Origin of the sequence: Muriicola sp. (assembly GCF_049669965.1) — a bacterium.
In the GTDB taxonomy this organism is placed as follows: domain Bacteria; phylum Bacteroidota; class Bacteroidia; order Flavobacteriales; family Flavobacteriaceae; genus Muriicola.
Window position 1 is genome coordinate 1 of record NZ_JBATLB010000099.1, and the last position, 17,274, is coordinate 17,274.

The 17,274-nt window shown below is 42.3% G+C and carries 12 protein-coding genes; 7 read left to right on the plus strand and 5 right to left on the minus strand.

Going from position 1 to position 17,274, the window contains the following annotated elements:
• Window positions 1-2,423: S41 family peptidase (locus tag WBM49_RS05295; protein ID WP_424371021.1), on the plus strand; the 2,423-nt coding region annotated here is incomplete at its 5' end.
• 5 nt (window positions 2,424-2,428) lie between these two features.
• Here WBM49_RS05295 and WBM49_RS05300 read toward each other — a convergent pair.
• From WBM49_RS05300 to WBM49_RS05310, 3 genes are all read right to left on the minus strand, one after another.
• Window positions 2,429-2,836 carry a DUF2141 domain-containing protein gene (locus WBM49_RS05300; RefSeq protein WP_424371022.1) on the minus strand — a complete coding sequence of 136 codons (408 nt, stop codon included), beginning with the start codon at window positions 2,834-2,836 and terminating at the stop codon, window positions 2,429-2,431.
• 121 nt (window positions 2,837-2,957) lie between these two features.
• Window positions 2,958-3,392, minus strand: a complete 435-nt coding sequence (locus WBM49_RS05305; RefSeq protein WP_424371023.1) for a hypothetical protein — start codon at window positions 3,390-3,392, stop codon at window positions 2,958-2,960.
• Window positions 3,392-5,434 (minus strand): S9 family peptidase, encoded by a 2,043-nt coding sequence (locus WBM49_RS05310; RefSeq protein WP_424371024.1) that lies wholly within the window; start codon window positions 5,432-5,434, stop codon window positions 3,392-3,394. The genes WBM49_RS05305 and WBM49_RS05310 overlap by 1 nt, the downstream gene beginning before the upstream one ends.
• A gap of 221 nt (window positions 5,435-5,655) precedes the next feature.
• Here WBM49_RS05310 and ppk2 (WBM49_RS05315) point away from each other — a divergent pair, with 221 nt between their 5' ends.
• The 5 genes from ppk2 (WBM49_RS05315) to WBM49_RS05335 all read left to right on the plus strand — a co-directional run bounded on the left by ppk2 (WBM49_RS05315) (window position 5,656) and on the right by WBM49_RS05335 (window position 13,367).
• Entirely contained in the window at window positions 5,656-6,501 is an 846-nt protein-coding gene (ppk2, locus tag WBM49_RS05315; RefSeq protein ID WP_424371025.1) for a polyphosphate kinase 2, read from the plus strand.
• A 3-nt stretch (window positions 6,502-6,504) separates the two neighbouring features.
• Complete coding sequence (ppk2, locus tag WBM49_RS05320) at window positions 6,505-7,296, plus strand: polyphosphate kinase 2 (protein ID WP_424371026.1); 792 nt, start codon at window positions 6,505-6,507, stop codon at window positions 7,294-7,296.
• Between the two features lie 75 nt (window positions 7,297-7,371).
• Window positions 7,372-7,773 (plus strand): hypothetical protein, encoded by a 402-nt coding sequence (locus WBM49_RS05325; RefSeq protein ID WP_424371027.1) that lies wholly within the window; start codon window positions 7,372-7,374, stop codon window positions 7,771-7,773.
• Between the two features lie 116 nt (window positions 7,774-7,889).
• On the plus strand, window positions 7,890-12,224 hold the full coding sequence (locus WBM49_RS05330; protein WP_424371028.1) for a CusA/CzcA family heavy metal efflux RND transporter: 4,335 nt from the start codon (window positions 7,890-7,892) through the stop codon (window positions 12,222-12,224).
• A gap of 9 nt (window positions 12,225-12,233) precedes the next feature.
• Window positions 12,234-13,367: an efflux RND transporter periplasmic adaptor subunit gene (locus tag WBM49_RS05335; RefSeq protein WP_424371029.1), complete on the plus strand. Its 1,134-nt coding sequence runs from the start codon at window positions 12,234-12,236 to the stop codon at window positions 13,365-13,367.
• A 10-nt stretch (window positions 13,368-13,377) separates the two neighbouring features.
• Here WBM49_RS05335 and WBM49_RS05340 read toward each other — a convergent pair whose 3' ends face one another.
• Window positions 13,378-14,193, minus strand: coding sequence for a ZIP family metal transporter (locus tag WBM49_RS05340; RefSeq protein WP_424371030.1), 816 nt, complete (start codon window positions 14,191-14,193; stop codon window positions 13,378-13,380).
• Between the two features lie 10 nt (window positions 14,194-14,203).
• Window positions 14,204-14,851: a metal-dependent transcriptional regulator gene (locus WBM49_RS05345; RefSeq protein WP_424371031.1), complete on the minus strand. Its 648-nt coding sequence runs from the start codon at window positions 14,849-14,851 to the stop codon at window positions 14,204-14,206.
• An 80-nt stretch (window positions 14,852-14,931) separates the two neighbouring features.
• Here WBM49_RS05345 and WBM49_RS05350 point away from each other — a divergent pair, with 80 nt between their 5' ends.
• Window positions 14,932-17,229 (plus strand): TonB-dependent receptor, encoded by a 2,298-nt coding sequence (locus WBM49_RS05350; protein ID WP_424371032.1) that lies wholly within the window; start codon window positions 14,932-14,934, stop codon window positions 17,227-17,229.
• The last annotated feature ends 45 nt before the right edge of the window (window positions 17,230-17,274 follow it).

Consider the following 17,274-nt stretch of genomic DNA (forward strand, 5'->3'; position numbering starts at 1 on the left):
TCATAGAAGTTAAAGGGGATATGAATTTTGCCAGAGCCCGATGGGAGTCTGTTTCGGGAAATCAACTTACCAATGCCACCATTTCTCCTACCGGCAAGAGAGCTTTGTTCGAACACAGGGGGGATATATTTAGTGTCCCCAAAGAAAATGGTACCTACCGCAATCTCACCAACTCCCCGGGCGCTGCAGACAGGTCGCCGGTATGGTCCCCAAAAGGAGATAAAATTGCCTGGTTCTCTGATGCTAGCGGGGAATATCAGCTGATAGTAGCCGATCAGGAAGGCCAGAATATGAAGAACTACCCACTACCCAATCCTACCTTTTACTTTCAACCAGACTGGTCCCCGGATGGGAACTATATTGCCTATTCGGATACAGATTACAATGTGTGGATCCTGGCACTCGCTACGGGGAACGCCCAGAAGGTAGCCACAGACAGGTACGCTCACCCAAACAGGACCATGAATCCCGTATGGTCCCCGGATAGCCAGTGGATCGCCTACCCTAAGCAATTGAATAGTCATTTTAAAGCAATCTTTGCGTATAATGTACAATCCAAACAAGAACTTCAACTCACAGACGGCATGGCAGATGCCATTAGTCCGGTTTGGGATGAAGACGGGGCCTATTTATACTTTCTGGCCAGTACCAATTACGGCCTGCAATCTGGCTGGTTAGACATGAGTTCATATGATCCGGACGTAACCCGAAGCTTATATGCCCTTGTGCTTGCAGCCGATGGGAAAGCGCCCAACTTACCAAAATCTGATGAGGAAGAAGCCAAAGCAACTATTTCGCCTGCAAAGAAATCAAAAGACACTAAAAAGGACAAAGACGAAGAGACGGACAAAAAAGTGGTCGTTAAAATAGCCCCTGAGGGGATCTATACCCGTATCATACCGTTAAAATTAGACGAGCGTAATTATGTAGGCCTGGCCAAAGGTCCAAAACACAAACTTTTTATTGCAGAAAGCATCCCTAACCAACCTAATTTAAAAATACATTCCTACGATGTAGAAAAAATGAAGGCCGAGGACTTTGGGGAAAATATCTCGGAGTTTATTCCTTCCTCAGACAGGGAAAATATCCTGGTACGACAAAATGGTTCCTGGTTTATTTCGGAATCTAAAGGAAGTTTCAAAAACAGTGAGGGGAAATTAGAAACCAACTTAAAAATGCTCGTAGATCCCCAGGCAGAATACCATCAGATCTTTAAGGAAGGATGGCGCTTTATGCGCGATTTTCTCTATGTAAATAATGTACATGGCGCACCCTGGGATCTGATCTATGAATGGTATGCACCCTGGATAGATCATGTACGTCACAGAACAGACCTCAATTACGTGGTAGATATCATGAGCGGGGAGGTTTCCATTGGTCATTCCTATGTTTCTGGCGGCGATTTCCCGGATATTGAGAATGTCCCTGTAGGCCTGCTTGGTTGTGATCTGGAGCCCGACAATGGATTTTACCGTATAAGCAAGATCTATTCCGGCGAATTGTGGAACCCTGATCTGGAAGCACCCTTGCACCTTCCGGGTGTTGAAGTGAAAGAAGGAGACTACCTCCTTGCAATCAATGGAGTTCCATTAAGCGCCGCTATGAATCCTTACAGCCTGCTCGAACAAACTGCAAACCGGGAGACCAAACTATCCGTTGGATCTACCACAGACATCAGTAAAGCCAGAGAAATTCTTGTAAAACCAGTGCAAAATGAATATCAACTCCGCACTATGGATTGGATAGAAGGCAACAGAAGAAAGGTAGATGAGTTATCTAATGGAAAATTAGCCTATGTCTATGTCCCCAATACAAGTGGCAGGGGCTTTGAATACTTTAACCGCTATTATTTCTCACAACAGGACAAAAAAGGGGTGATCATTGATGAAAGGAACAACGGAGGAGGATCTGCGGCAGATTATATGATAGATATAATGGACCGGGAACTGTTGGGATATTTTAATAGTAAAACAAATGATAACAGGCCTTGGACAACCCCTATTGCAGGGATCTGGGGGCCAAAAGTTATGATCATCAATGAGCGCGCCGGCTCCGGTGGTGACCTCTTACCCTATATGTTCAAAGCAAAAAAAATAGGCCCATTGGTGGGAACCCGTACCTGGGGTGGTTTGGTAGGTACCTGGGATACCCCTCGCTTCATAGACGGAGGGAGAATGGTGGCCCCCAGAGGTGGTTTCTTTGATGTGAATGGAGAATGGGCAGTGGAAGGAGAAGGCATAGCCCCGGATATTGAAGTGATTCAGGACCCTAAAAAAGTCATGGAAGGCCACGATCCCCAATTGGAAAGTAGCATAGAAGAGGCACTGCGTTTATTAAAAACAGAGGAATTTATCATGAAGAAAGAACCGGCACCTCCGGTACGATGGATGCGGCCAGCGGGTTATAAAGACAGTAAGGACTAAACAGACTACAGGTCTATCTTGATCGCCTTATCTGAAGTCATTTGGAAGGCACATTCCTTGAAGCTGGGAGGGCCAAAGGTTTTCATACGCGCTTGCGAAAAACCTATGGGTTCTCTCGGTATTCCAAGCCAGTTGGTATCTAGTTTGTTGTTGCCATTCTCATCGTGAAAGACGGCCAGGGCATATTCCCCATTTGGCAAGTCGTTAATCTGAACCATGGTCTTTCCTGCATTTGCCTGGGCACTATCTGAAAGAAAGACACTTTCAAATTTTAAGAACCCCTCTTCCTTATTATAAACAGCAATATTAATACTCCCTAGGGAAGATTTCACCCCATCTACTTCCACAATAAGCTTGTTTTGTGCAAAACCCAGAAAGGGCAAGAACAGTAGGACCAGTCTTATACTTTTCATTTCAGAAATCTTTCAATGTATCTTGTAAACTCCAATTATCCTGCAAAAGTATATGAATGTCCTCAAAAATCATGCAACTTCAAGATCAGAATATTTTTTGCTGTTTATAAATTGCTGAGGCCTACTGTTTAGGCTTGGCTTCCGTTATTTTTCTACTTAGTAGTTCAAAGTATTCTACAGTCTTCAGGGAGTCCTTAAAATTGAAAAATATCATTGAATTTTCTTTTCGCTCCACTTTTATTTTTGGCAGTTTAAGATCATCTACATACACCCGTATATCTTCTAATCCTTGCAAGGTATCCTTAAAAATCCCTTTCTCTACCGTCCAAACAGAAAAACCACTTAACCTTTCCATTTCGGGTAGCTTGCTTACCATGCTTACGTTGACTATCTCACTATACCTCAACTCTGTGAAATAGAACCCAGAGAACAGCAAGAGGCTATCTTTTTCTTCACGGGTCCAGTTTTGACCATGAAGTATAAAGGCGGTTAAACAGATGATCACAGTTACTACAATCACTATATTCCAAAGCCAATGTCTTTTTTTATACTTCATTACTCTTGCTCTTGCGTACGGTATTTATTAAACCAGGCCAGTGTATGTGCAACTTTGGTGATGAGGTTGCTAGGTTTGTTGGCAATTCCATGGCTGGCCCCCGGGATTTCCACAAGAACCGTTTCTATTTTGCGCAGTTTTAAAGCGTGGTACAATTGCTTCGCCTCGCTGGGAGGCGTTCTGAGATCGTCCATGCCTACCATGACCATGGCCGGTGTTTCAATATTACCTACCAGGGACAGGGGTGAAAATTTCCAGTACCCTTCAAAATTTTCCCAAGGTTGCCCGGGGTAACGGGAGTTGGCATATCCAAAGTAATTATCGGCCACCAAGGTCTTACTGATCCAGTTCATTACGGGTTTGGCCACCACCGCTGCTTCAAACCTGTTATTCTTGCCGATGATCCATGCCGTCATTATACCTCCGGCACTTCCACCGGTTACAAATAATTGATCTTCATGGGCAATTCCTTTAGCGATACAATAGTCTACCCCGTCCATCACATCATTGTAATCCTGGCCGGGATAATTGTTGTACAACAAATTTCCAAACTCCTCGCCATAACTAGTGCTTCCTCTGGCATTCGGATAAAAAACAATGTAGCCATCTGAGGCATAAAGCTGGATCTCTGCAGTAAAGCGATCTCCGTAATTGGAAATAGGTCCGCCGTGATTTTCTACGAGGAAAGGATATTTCTTACTAGCATTATATCCGGGAGGATATACCACCCATCCCTGCAAGTCTCGTTGATCGTAAGAGGAGGTATACCAGATCTCTTCTACTTTTCCTAATTCTCTAAAGTCCATCAAGGCCTTATTAAGATTGGTAATCTTTGTGGTGGTTCCTTTCTTTGGGTCGTAAACAGCCAGTTCCGCAGGATATTCCGGTCTTGTTTGAGTAAATGCAATAGTGCCATTTTCCGAAACACTAAATGAGCCACCGCCGTAAGGTCTTCCAATAGAAGTACCCCCTACATCTTTACATAGATCCTTTATGGTACCATTCAATCCAATATGTGCAATTTTTGTATTGCCTTTGTCGTCGTACATAAAATAGAGTCCGGCTCCTTTGGCATCCCATTGAAAATCATCGACATCCCTGTCTAGAGCCGATGACAACACCTTCTTATTCTCGCCATTTTGGTCCATCAGAAATAGCGGACTAACCTGGTAGGCCTGCACCTTGTCTTCATACCCAGAGTACGCGATTGTTTTCCCATTGGGGGATACAGCCGGACTCCGATCCGGTCCCTGGCGGGTGGTAAGTGTTTTAATATCTCCATTTAAAATATTAACCGAATAGATCTCACTATTCCTAAAATCGTACTCCCAATCTTCATTCCTGTTAGCAGAAAAATAGATAGCTGTTCCCGATGCCGACCAGGAAATGGTCCCACGATGCTGAAAGTCGCCCTGCGTAAGTTGTCTGGGGGCTCCCCCATCGGCAGATATCACAAACAAATGATTAAATCCGGGTTCAATATACCCACGCCCATCGGCTTCATGGTATACCCGGTCTGTAATCCTGGGAGAATCGGCCCATTTAGCTCCTTTGGGCTTTTCCGGCATTTTTGCAAGGACCGGTGGTTTTTTAGGAATATTCATGGAAAAAGCCAGTTGATCTCCTTTTGGGGACCAGCTAAGGGAAGAAGGGCTAAACGGCAGTTGGGAGATTCGTGCAAACTTGCCCGAACTCACCCAGTACATGTAAATTTCGGAGCCCTCCTCGGTGCTACTTACAAATGCCAGTCGGTCTCCGGAGGGGGACCATCTGGGGCTATATTCTGACACTTCACGAGAAGTTAGTTTTTGATGCTGGCTACCGTCTTTCCGTATCATCCAAAGATTGCCTTCTGCCCGGTCTGTCATGATATTAAATCCCATTCTGCGGTAAACTATCCATGATCCATCTGGTGATATTTGAGGTTCTGAGACATATTGAAGGTCATATACATCCAAATATTCAAAAGATTTTTTCTGGGCAAATGCATTCGAACATACAAGAAGTAAAAAAGCGAAAACAATAAAAACTTTAGTGTTCATGGCAACTATTTTTTATGGATACTAAACATAATCAATAGGCAGCAGGAAAGCAAGAGTCCCTTTAGTTCTAAACAATGGCCACCCAGCCTCAAAATAAATACCTCTACTATCCTTTTTCCTTTTTGAAAAATAGTATCTTTAGTCTGGCAGCTGTAAACTACTACCGCAGCTACCATCTGTAAGCCATTTTGGCTTCTTATTTTTTAATGAGCAATCGGCCCATGTATTCAAGACAAGACCTGGCCAAGGCCAAAAAAAGAAAAGATCTTATTGCTATAGGAGAAGAAAAGAACATCCCTATCAAAAAAGCATTGAGGACGCTTCGCTATGAAGAAGAATTAAGGCTTTTACAAATAGAAATGGTAAATTTTCAGCAATGGGTGAAGAAAAAAGGGTTGAGGGTGGCCATTATTTTCGAAGGGCGGGATGCTGCCGGAAAAGGTGGGACCATAAAACGTTTTAAGCAACATCTGAATCCCAGATCTACACGGGTAGTGGCTCTTTCCAAGCCTACAGAAGTTGAACGTGGCCAATGGTATTTCAGACGCTATATAAAAGAACTCCCCAACCCTGGTGAGATCGTTTTATTCGACAGAAGCTGGTATAACAGGGCGGTCGTAGAACCTGTGATGGGTTTCTGTGATCAGAATGAATACAACCGTTTTATGGCTCAGGTTCCTGGCTTTGAACATATGCTCTATGAAGACGGGGTACATATCATTAAATTCTGGTTCTCCATATCTAAAAAAGAGCAAAAGAAACGCATAGAATCTCGTTTACAAAATCCGTTGAAGAAGTGGAAATTTAGTCCGGTTGACCAAAAAGGACAGGAACTTTGGGACAAGTATACCTTTTATAAGGAACATATGTTCTCCAGGACCCATTCTACTTTTAGTCCCTGGATCATTGTCCAGGCCAATGATAAAAAATCGGCTCGGTTAGAAAGTATGCGCTATGTGTTATCAAAGTTCGATTACACCAGCTCCCTTAGGACTAAAACCACCATCCTGCCAGATCCAAATAAAGTACACAGATATTACCGGCAAATAGAACAGATTGATATTTAAATTATGGTAAAGAAGGCTAGTTCCGGATTACAACTTAGTGATGAGGATCTTGAGATGCTCAATTCTCCTTTAGGTTTAAAAATGCTCCTGGCAGATAAGAAAACCAATGTGGAAAAGGCCCTCCGTTTGGTTAAGAGCGAGATCACATTTAGAGAACTTCAGGCAGAGGTCATAAAATTGCAGAACTGGGTAATTGAAAAGAATAAAAAAGTGGTCATTATATTTGAAGGAAGAGATGCAGCCGGCAAGGGGGGGGCCATTCGCCGTGTTACAGAACATATCAATCCGAGACAGTACCGTATAGTTGCCCTGCCAAAACCTACCACTGAAGAAGAGGGACAATGGTATTTTCAGCGTTATGTAAATCAACTGCCAAAACCCGGGGAAATGGTGTTTTTTGATCGAAGCTGGTATAACCGGGCCATTGTAGAACCCGTAAATGGATTTTGTACCAAAGCGCAATACCAAAGCTTTATGTCTCAGGTAAATAGTTTTGAGAACATGATCATGGATTCTGGAATATTTCTGATCAAGTTTTACTTTTCTATTAGCAAGGAAGAACAGGCCCTGCGTTTTAAACAAATTCAATCAGATCCCTTAAGGAGATGGAAGATGACCGATGTAGACAGGAGGGCACAGGAATTATGGGATCAATACACTGCATTCAAACTTAAGATGTTTGAACATACGAATCTGAAAACCTCTCCCTGGGTGATCATAGAAGCCGATAAGAAGATTGAGGCCAGGTTAAAGGCGTTGCAGTACATGATTAATTTTATTCCCTATGAAGCTTAGAGCTAAAATTCCTCCGGGGGAAGTACGAAGTGTCTTGCATATTGGGAAAAATGGTATATTTGATGGTCTTATACTATGACAAAACTTGTATCCATATTAGCTGCCTTGCTTATTTTATTCCAAAGCTTAAATGTAAATTTTGGAGATATTGTGCAATTGGATGAATTCCTGGAACATGCGGCATTCCACAAAAAACAGTACGGTGACAACCTGTTCGTTTTTATCTCCAAACATTACGGAGAACTTAAAGATGATCACAATAAGAACCACAAAGAAGAACATGAGGAGCACCAAAACTTGCCGTTCCAACACACTTCCTGTACCCATCAACTAGTAAATGCCTTTGTCTTATTTCCGGACATATTTAGCAAACAAAAAATTGAAATACGCACTTTGAACAGTGATTGTTTCTTCTATCTTCAAGGCGATTCATCCGGCTTTCAATCCGCAGTGTTCCAACCCCCCAGACGTGTATAATTCCAACTACTACTGCTGCAGTACGTAGGTTGGCCAACTAGCTATTTATTGGAATTATAATCAGAGAACCAATCCAATGGAAAGGATTAGTTGTCTTTATAACACGTATTAGTATTATGCTTTCACATATTATAAGTTTTAGTTTACGGAACAAGTTCCTTATACTCCTCTTTGTATTATTTATCGTGGGATATGGTTCTTATTCCCTTACTCAAATTCCCATAGGGGCTGTTCCGGATGTGACCAATAACCAGGTACAGGTAATTACCACCTCTACCAGCCTGTCTACTCAGGAAATGGAAAAGTTCATCACCTATCCTGTAGAGCTTGAGATGGTGAATCTACCTGGTGTTAAGGAGATCCGGTCGGTATCAAAATTTGGTTTGTCTGTAGTAACTATTGTTTTTGAGGATGACATGGGTACCTACTTACCTCGTCAACTTATTGCCGAAAAAATCAAATCAGCTTCTGAGAAGATACCACAAGGTTTCGGAAATCCGGAGATGGGTCCTATTACAACAGGTTTAGGTGAGATCTATCAGTATACCCTGGAAGTAAAACCCGAATATAAAGACCGCTACTCCCCTACAGATCTTCGCACCATCCAGGACTGGATCGTAAAAAGACAGTTGTCAGGAATACCCGGGGTCGTAGAAGTAAATACCTGGGGAGGGAAGCTTAAGCAATACGAAATTGCCATTAAAACTCAGCAACTAAATGCCATGGAGATTACCGCTGCTGATGTTTTTACCGCTCTGGAGTCTAACAATAGTGTAAGCGGAGGTGGGTATATTGAAAAGGAAAACCAGGTCTATTTTATCCGTGGAGAGGGCTTGGTAGGCTCTATAAAGGATATTGAAGACATAGTGGTGAAGAACAAAAATGGCACCCCCGTTTTAATCAAGGATATTGCCGAAGTGGGTTTTGGAAGTGCTTTGCGCTTTGGGGCCATTACAGGCAATGGGGAAGGTGAAAAGGTATTAGGGCAAGTGATGATGCTTAAGGACGCCAATTCCAAAAAAGTGATTGAGGCAGTTAAAGAAAGAGTGGCATCTATCTCGGAATCTTTGCCTACGGGAGTCTATATAAATGCCTTCCTGGACAGGAGCGAGCTTATTGAAAGAACAACCGCAACGGTGGTCGAAAACCTACTCCTGGGATGCCTGATTGTCGTTTTTGTGGTTGTCTTACTCCTGGGCAATTTTAGATCGGGCTTGGTAGTGGCCTCCGTGATTCCGCTGAGCTTGCTGTTTGCCCTTTCCATGATGTATATTTTTGGGGTCGATGCCAACCTGATGAGTCTCGGTGCAATCGATTTTGGAATTATCATTGACGGAGCGGTTATTATCGTAGAGTTCATTGCGTATCAGCTAATGATAAAGAACCAGCAGTATATGGGCCTTAAAAAACAAGGACGAAGAGAGCTGAAAGATAATATTGTAAAAACAGGAGCCACAAAAATGATGAATTCGGCCATATTTGGGCAGCTGATTATTTTAATTGTTTTTATTCCTATCCTATCCCTAAGTGGCGTAGAAGGTAAAATGTTTAAGCCCATGGGGCTCACCTTCAGCTTTGCTCTTATAGGGGCCATGATCCTCTGTCTCACTTATGTTCCGGTCATTTCTTCTATTTTCTTAAAACCTTCTCAACAAACAGATAGAAATATTTCCGTTCGTATCATGAAGCGACTTCAGGCACTCTATTCCCCAACGTTACACTGGGCGCTACAGAGGAAGAAAATGGTAATTGGGGTTTCACTGATGTTATTATTGTCTGCTATCCTGCTTTTTATCAACATGGGAGCCGAGTTTGTGCCTACGCTGGATGAAGGGGATTTTGTAATTCAACCTGTACTAAAAACAGGCACTTCACTAAGTGAGACCATTGAGACCACTACAAGAATAGAAAAGATCCTCTTGGAACAATTTCCGGAAGTAAAACAAGTGGTGACCCGCATAGGAGCCGCAGAAGTTCCTACAGATCCAATGTCTATGGAAGAAAGTGATGTCATCATTATTCTTCATCCAATACGTACATGGACCTCGGCAACATCCAAGGACGAACTGGCCGAAAAGTTTAAAGAAGCCTTGGCAGAGATCCCTGGAATGCAAATAGAATTTACTCAGCCCATAGAAATGAGATTCAATGAACTGATCACAGGTGTAAGGGCAGATATAGCCATTAAAATATTTGGGGAAGATCTGAACATCCTTGCAAAAAAAGGCGAGGAGATCAAGGCACTGATAAATGAGGTGCCTGGGGCCGCAGATATAACGGTAGAAAAGATTGCCGGTTTGCCGCAGATGAATGTTGCCTATGACCGTGCCAGATTAGCCCGCTACGGACTAAATGTTGAGGAGTTAAATAAAATGATCGCGATGGGGTTCTCCGGGAGTATAGTGGGTAGTGTCTTTGAAGGGGAACGAAAATTTGACATGGTAGTAAGACTTCAACCAGAGCAGCGGAAAGGGATAGACGACCTTAAAAACCTGTATGTTGACCTGCCTTCCGGAGGGAAAATTCCCTTGGCCCAGGTAGCCAACATCTCGTATAAAAAAGAAGCAGCGAAGATCTCCCGAGACAATTCACAAAGAAGAATAGTGGTAGGGATTAATGTTCGGAATAGAGACCTCCAATCAGTCGTAGACGATGTGCAGCTACTCATTGAAAAAAATATTTCGCTTCCGGTAGGTTATTCGATCAGCTATGGAGGGCAATTTGAAAATCTAAAGAGTGCGGAGGCCCGACTAAAAGTGGCAGTGCCCATTGCTCTAGTTTTAATATTTGTATTGCTATTCTTCACTTTTAATTCGGTCAGGGATGCCCTGTTGATCTATTCAGCGATCCCTTTGGCTGCTATAGGAGGGGTTTTCTTGTTATGGATACGGGGCCTTCCTTTCAGTATTTCGGCGGGGGTTGGGTTTATTGCGCTATTTGGTATTGCAGTACTTAACGGCATCGTACTCATTGAACATTTTAAGGAACTTAAACGTCAAGGATTTGCAGATATGGAAACACTCATCAAACAAGGAACCAGAGACAGGTTAAGGCCTGTGTTATTGACAGCTTCGGCCGCTGCCCTGGGGTTCTTGCCAATGGCAATTTCTACCAATGCAGGAGCAGAGGTTCAAAGACCCCTGGCTACTGTGGTTATAGGCGGACTTGTTTCAGCAACACTGCTAACCATGGTTGTTCTTCCGGTATTATATGCCATATTTAATAGTTCTTATACGCATCGAAAAATACCGGGCAGAATCAGTAAAGGGAAAACGCTGGGTTTACTATTAATTTTAACCTCCTTAGGTGTTTCAGGCCAATCCAATTCCTTGAGTTTGGATGACATGATCCCCATTACACTAGAGAACAATGCAGGTTTACAAGCCTCCAAACTCCGTTTAGAAAGAGCGGAGGTCCTGAAAGGTGCAGCCTTTGATTTTAACAAAACTGAGGTGTATTATACCTATGATCAAAACAATCTGGCCGTAAACGGACTGCCCATTGACGTCTTTGGAATAAAGCAAGACTTTCTGTTCCCAACTGTTTACGGTGCCCAAAGGAAGGTCCAGAAAGCGTACTCCACACTTGAAAATGACCTGTATGAAATACAGAAAAAAAACATCCTTAAAAAATTGACCCAGGCGTATTACAATTACCAGATAAAAAAAGAAAGGGAACAAATTTATATTCGTCTGGATAGTTTATACAAAAGATTCGATTATGCGGCTAAACGCAGATTTGAGTTGGGAGAGACCAATTACCTCGAAAAAGTGACAGCAACCTCTAAACAAAGACAGGTCGAAATCGATAAAAATAACGCAGTCAATGAAGTACGACAATCGTATACATCCCTTCTACAGATCTTGCAGACAGAGGATAGCATTATGGTCTTAAGAGAGCCTCTGAAGAAAGTTGACTTAGACCAACTACTGATTGAAGAGACTCCGGAAATGGCGCTTTACAGGGACAAAAATCTGGTGATGAAGGCAGAAAACCAATTGGAAAAGCAACGTTTACTTCCAGATATTTCTTTAGAGTATTTTCAGGGAACTAATCCAACCCTCAATGACAATCTTAGCGGGTATCTTTTTGGGCTTAGAATTCCTCTTCTTTTCAGTGGGCACGCTTCCAGAATTAAAGCATCTGCCTTAGAAAAAGAGGTGGTCGCTGAAGAAGGCAATGAATATGAAAGTCTGCTTAGAACAAAATGGAAAATCCTCCATGCAACTCACCTTCAGAATAAAAGAACGCTGACCTACTATGAAGAAGAAGGGAAAATCTTATCCGACGAAATTTTAAAAACTGCATCCAGTAGTTTCAGAAATGGGGAGATCGACTTCTTTCAATATATTCAAAGTATTGAGAATGCGTACGACATAATGTTGAATTACCTGGAAAGCCTTGATCAGTACAATCAAACCATCATTGAGATTAATTATTTAACTCTTTAAACAAAGACCATGAAATACTATCAATATATATCCGCTACAATTCTTGTAGTAACATTCATAGCTGCCTGTAAAAACAAAGAGTCTGAAACAGAACCCAGCAACAATACAACCGATCTTACCGTCACCATTTCCCGTGCACAATTTGAATCTGGGGGAATGAGGCTTGGACAGATAACCAATGAGTCTTTTCCGCAAACTATAAGGGCAACGGGGATGATTGAAGTGCCACCTGAGAATAAAGCAGTGGTTAGTGCCTTTATTGGAGGTTACGTGAAGGAAACTCCCTTATTAATTGGGGACGTGGTAAAAAAAGGGCAGGCATTACTCAGCATAGAAAATCCTGAGTTTGTTACCCTTCAGCAAAACTATCTTGAAACAAAGCAACAGGTATCATTTCTGCAGGCAGAGTATGAGCGGCAGCAACAATTAATAGCGGAAAATATCTCCTCTCAAAAAAGTTTTCTAAAAGCAGAAAGTGATTATAAGGCCAAACTTGCCTTATACAACGGACTGAAACAAAAACTGCGTATGCTAAACTTCTCCATTGAGAAAGTAGAAAGCGGCGATATCCGTTCCGTGGCCAATATCTATGCGCCCATTGAAGGGAGTATTACAAAAATGAATGTCTCTAAGGGCACCTACGTTTCGCCTTCCGATGAGATCATGGAAATAATTGACAATGATCATATTCACCTCGAACTAAATGTCTTTGAAAAGGATGTAATGAAACTAGAGAAGGGGCAGCTTATCTCGTTTGCGATTCCGGAATCTTCCGAGGAGGCCTATGAAGCCGAAGTCTATCTGATAGGCACCAATATTGAAGATAATAGAACCATAAAAGTACACGGCGAACTAAAAGAAAAAAAGCAACACAATTTCTTAACAGGGATGTTTGTAGATGCCAACATCGTTACTTCCTCCCTGGAAAAGCAAGCACTACCTTCTATGGCAGTTGTGGAAATAAATAATATCTCTTTTGCCCTCAAATTAGTTTCAGAAAACGACGAGACCTTTGTCTTTGAAAAGGTAGTACTAAAAACCGGAGATCGATATAACGATTTTACGGCCGTGGAAGAAGTAGAAAGTGAAGTTGCCGATACCAGGTATTTAACCAAAGGTGCTTTTTCACTTTTAGCAGAGTGAGATATCATTTTTATCCGAGTCCCACATCGAGTGCCATCATAATGATAAATCCGCCAATGAATCCCATGGTAGCGATATCGGTGTATTTATCCTGCTGGGTCTCCGGAATAACCTCCTCTACAACCACAAAGATCATGGCTCCTGCCGCAAAGGATAGCGCATAGGGCAAAATAGGCTGAAAGGTAAGGACCGCCCAGGCGCCTAATACTGCTGCAATTGGTTCTACGATAGCCGATGCCTGGCCATAGACAAAACTTCGCATACGGGTTAATCCTTGTCTTCTTAGGGGCATGGCCACTGCGAATCCTTCCGGAAAATTTTGAAGTCCAATACCAAGGGCAAGTGCTACCGCCCCTCCAATATTGGCACCTTCAAAACCTGCAGCCACGCCGCCAAAAAGTACTCCCACTGCCAATCCTTCCGGTATGTTATGCAGCGTAATGGCCAGCGTTAAAAGCGTAGTACGGTGCCAGGGAGTTTTTATTCCTTCCGTTTCCTTAAAATTTATATGGACATGGGGAAGAATTTTGTCCAGGCCGTAAATAAATGCGGCCCCAAATAGGAACCCAACGGCCGCAGGGATCACTTTTACAAACCCTTCTCCCGGGCTCATTTCAATTCCCGGTGCCAGGAGGCTCCAAAAACTTGCTGCCACCATAACTCCTCCTGTAAATCCCAGCATTCCATCTAATACGGCCCTATTCATGGTTTTAAACAAAAACACAAGGGCGGCCCCTAAAGCTGTAAGCCCCCAAGTAAAAAGAGTAGCATACAGAGCTGCTAGAATAGGATTAATAGATTCGAAATACGTAATGATTTGATCCATGTCGATAAAACTATTTCATTAAGAGATTAGAGGCTATTCTATTGGATAAATGAAGAGTTCTTTCTCCAATTTGTATATGGACGGAGTCGTCAAAAACCTCCTTCTCCAGTATATGAATCTCGTCTCCGAGGGCTATCTTGTTCTTGTCCAAATAGTTAAGGAATGAGACCGAGGTGTCTCTTACTCCAACGCAAATTGAGGATGAATTTACAGGCAACCCGCTCAAGACATGAGTATGTTGCTTCTCCAATTCTCCATTTTTATCTGGAATAGGGTCCCCGTGAGGGTCAGATTTTGGGAAGCCCAGCAACCTGTCTAGTTCATTAATAAGTTTTTCACTTTCAATATGCTCCAATTGTTCTGCTACTTCGTGAACTTCGTCCCACGCAAAATTTAGTTTTTCAACCAGAAAAGTCTCCCATAATCTGTGTTTACGAATTACGGAGAGCGCTTTTTTTGTACCCCTACCAGTAAGGGAAACACCCTGATACTTTTTGTAGTTCAGAAGTCCCTTTTCCGCTAATTTTTTTACCATATCCGTCACCGATGAAGGCTTTGTATGAATATAGTCAGCAATAGAATTGGTGTTTACTGTCCCTGCTTCTGAATCTTCCAGATGGTACACTGCCTTGAGATAATTTTCTTCGGATTGGGTCATTTCTTTTGCCTTACATACAAAAATACATTTTTATTTGTAAAAACATATTTTTAGATTTGTCTAAATTTTTTGAACAAAAGATGATTTCTTTTTGCAATCCTTTTTTTCGAATTCTTGTCATTGTGCTCAGCCTGTCAATATTTAATACTTATACCTACGCACAAGAAGCCAAGATAATAGGTGCCATTACAGACAATGGGATTGCGATTCCCTTTGTAAATATTCGCCTTAAGAATTCTACAACTGGTACATCTAGTAATGAGAGTGGGGAGTATGAGCTAGACGGGATTCAACCAGGACGCCATGTATTATTGGCATCAGCCCTGGGGTATAAAATCTTTCAAACCACTTTGGTGTTAAAAGCCGATGAAATTCTCTCGCTTAATTTTGAACTGATACCTAATATTGAGAGCTTAGATGATATCGTTGTAACCGGAACACTTAAACCAGTAAGCCGTCTGGAAAGTCCGGTCCCTGTCGAAGTCTATTCCCCGGCCTTTTTACAACAGAATCCCACCGCAAATGTTTTTGAGGCATTGGCAAATGTAAATGGGGTTCGTCCGCAGATTAATTGCAATGTATGCAACACAGGGGATGTACATATTAATGGACTTGAAGGCCCATATACTCTTGTCATGATAGATGGTATGCCCATAGTTAGTGGATTAGGCACGGTATATGGTCTTTCTGGCATCCCTAACTCCCTTATTGCTCAAATAGAGGTCGTAAAAGGTCCCGCTTCCTCACTGTACGGCAGTGAAGCTGTGGGCGGACTCATCAATATCATTACCAAATATCCGCCAACAGCCTCGGAAATGGTAGCAGACGGGTACCTCACCGGTTGGGGGGAGTATAATTTGGATATTGGGTCAAAAATAAATTTGGGAGACAAAACAACCTTGCTTCTGGGAATAAACTATTTTAACTATGATAATCCGATAGACAACAACAATGATAACTTCACCGATGTAACTTTACAAAACAGGGTCTCTGTTTTCCAAAAATGGAATTTTCAAAGATCTAAGCAAAGAGAATTTTCTCTTGCCGGAAGATATTTGTACGAAAACAGGTGGGGCGGAGAAATGCAATGGACGCCCGAATTTCGCGGTACAGATAGTATCTATGGTGAAAGTATTTATACAAACAGATGGGAATTACTTGGAAAATACCAATTGCCTTTGACTATTCCGATTATGTTCTCCTTTTCGTACACAAACCATGATCAAAATTCAGTCTATGGCACGCTTCCTTATGTAGCACAACAAAGAATAGGATTTGGACAACTTACATGGGGGCCAGAAATTAACTCACATGATCTTCTTTTCGGGACAGCTTTGCGATATAACTACTATGACGATAACACCACGGCAACATCAAACAATTTTGGTAATCTACCCGATAAAGTATGGATCCCCAGCTTATTTGCCCAGGATGAGATAACGTTAAGCGAAAAGCATACCCTCCTGCTGGGATCCAGAATAGACTATGACAAAAGACACGGAACAATTTTTACACCAAGAGCAGCTTATAAATGGAAGTTAAACGATTTTGATGTGCTTAGGATTAATGCAGGAACAGGCTTTAGGGTAGTCAACCTTTTTACTGAAGATCATGCGGCTCTTACCGGGGCCAGGGAAGTCGTGATTGCAGAATCCCTGAATCCGGAACGTTCCTTCAATATTAACCTCAACTACCTGAAAAAAATCTACAGCTCTAACGGAACGTATCTCAATTTTGATACTTCCCTCTTCTATACCTATTTCTCGAACCGAATCCTCCCTGATTATGAAACAGACCCGAATCAAATCATTTACAGCAATTTAGATGGCAACTCTATCTCCAAAGGAATAAGTGGAAATCTCGATCTGTCCCTGCCAAATGGGCTTAAAGTCCTCGTGGGCGCAACGATCATGGAAGTAAGCACCCTGGAAGGCCAGGTGAAGACAAGGCAGATACTTACTGAGAGATTTTCAGGCACCTGGAACATGTCGTACGCATTCACCGCATGGAATCTAACAGTAGATTACACTGGTAATATATATGGGCCGATGAGATTACCCTTACTGGGCGAATTAGATCCCAGGGATGAATTTTCGCCAACATGGAGTATTCAGAACATACAATTTACCTATAAAGGTTGGGAAGGATTTGAATTGTATGGTGGAATAAAAAACCTTCTGAACTGGACCCCAAACAACAATGCTCCTTTTATTATCGCAAGGGCCAACGACCCTTTCGACAAAAATGTAACTTATAATTCTAACGGGCAGGCTATCGCCACTGCGGATAATCCCTATGCTCTGACCTTTGATCCCACATATGTCTATGGCCCTAACCAGGGCATTAGAGCCTTCTTTGGATTGAGATATCGTTATTGAATCGGGAAAAAGTCCTGTTGTTTTTAGCGTAATGTGTACCTTTGG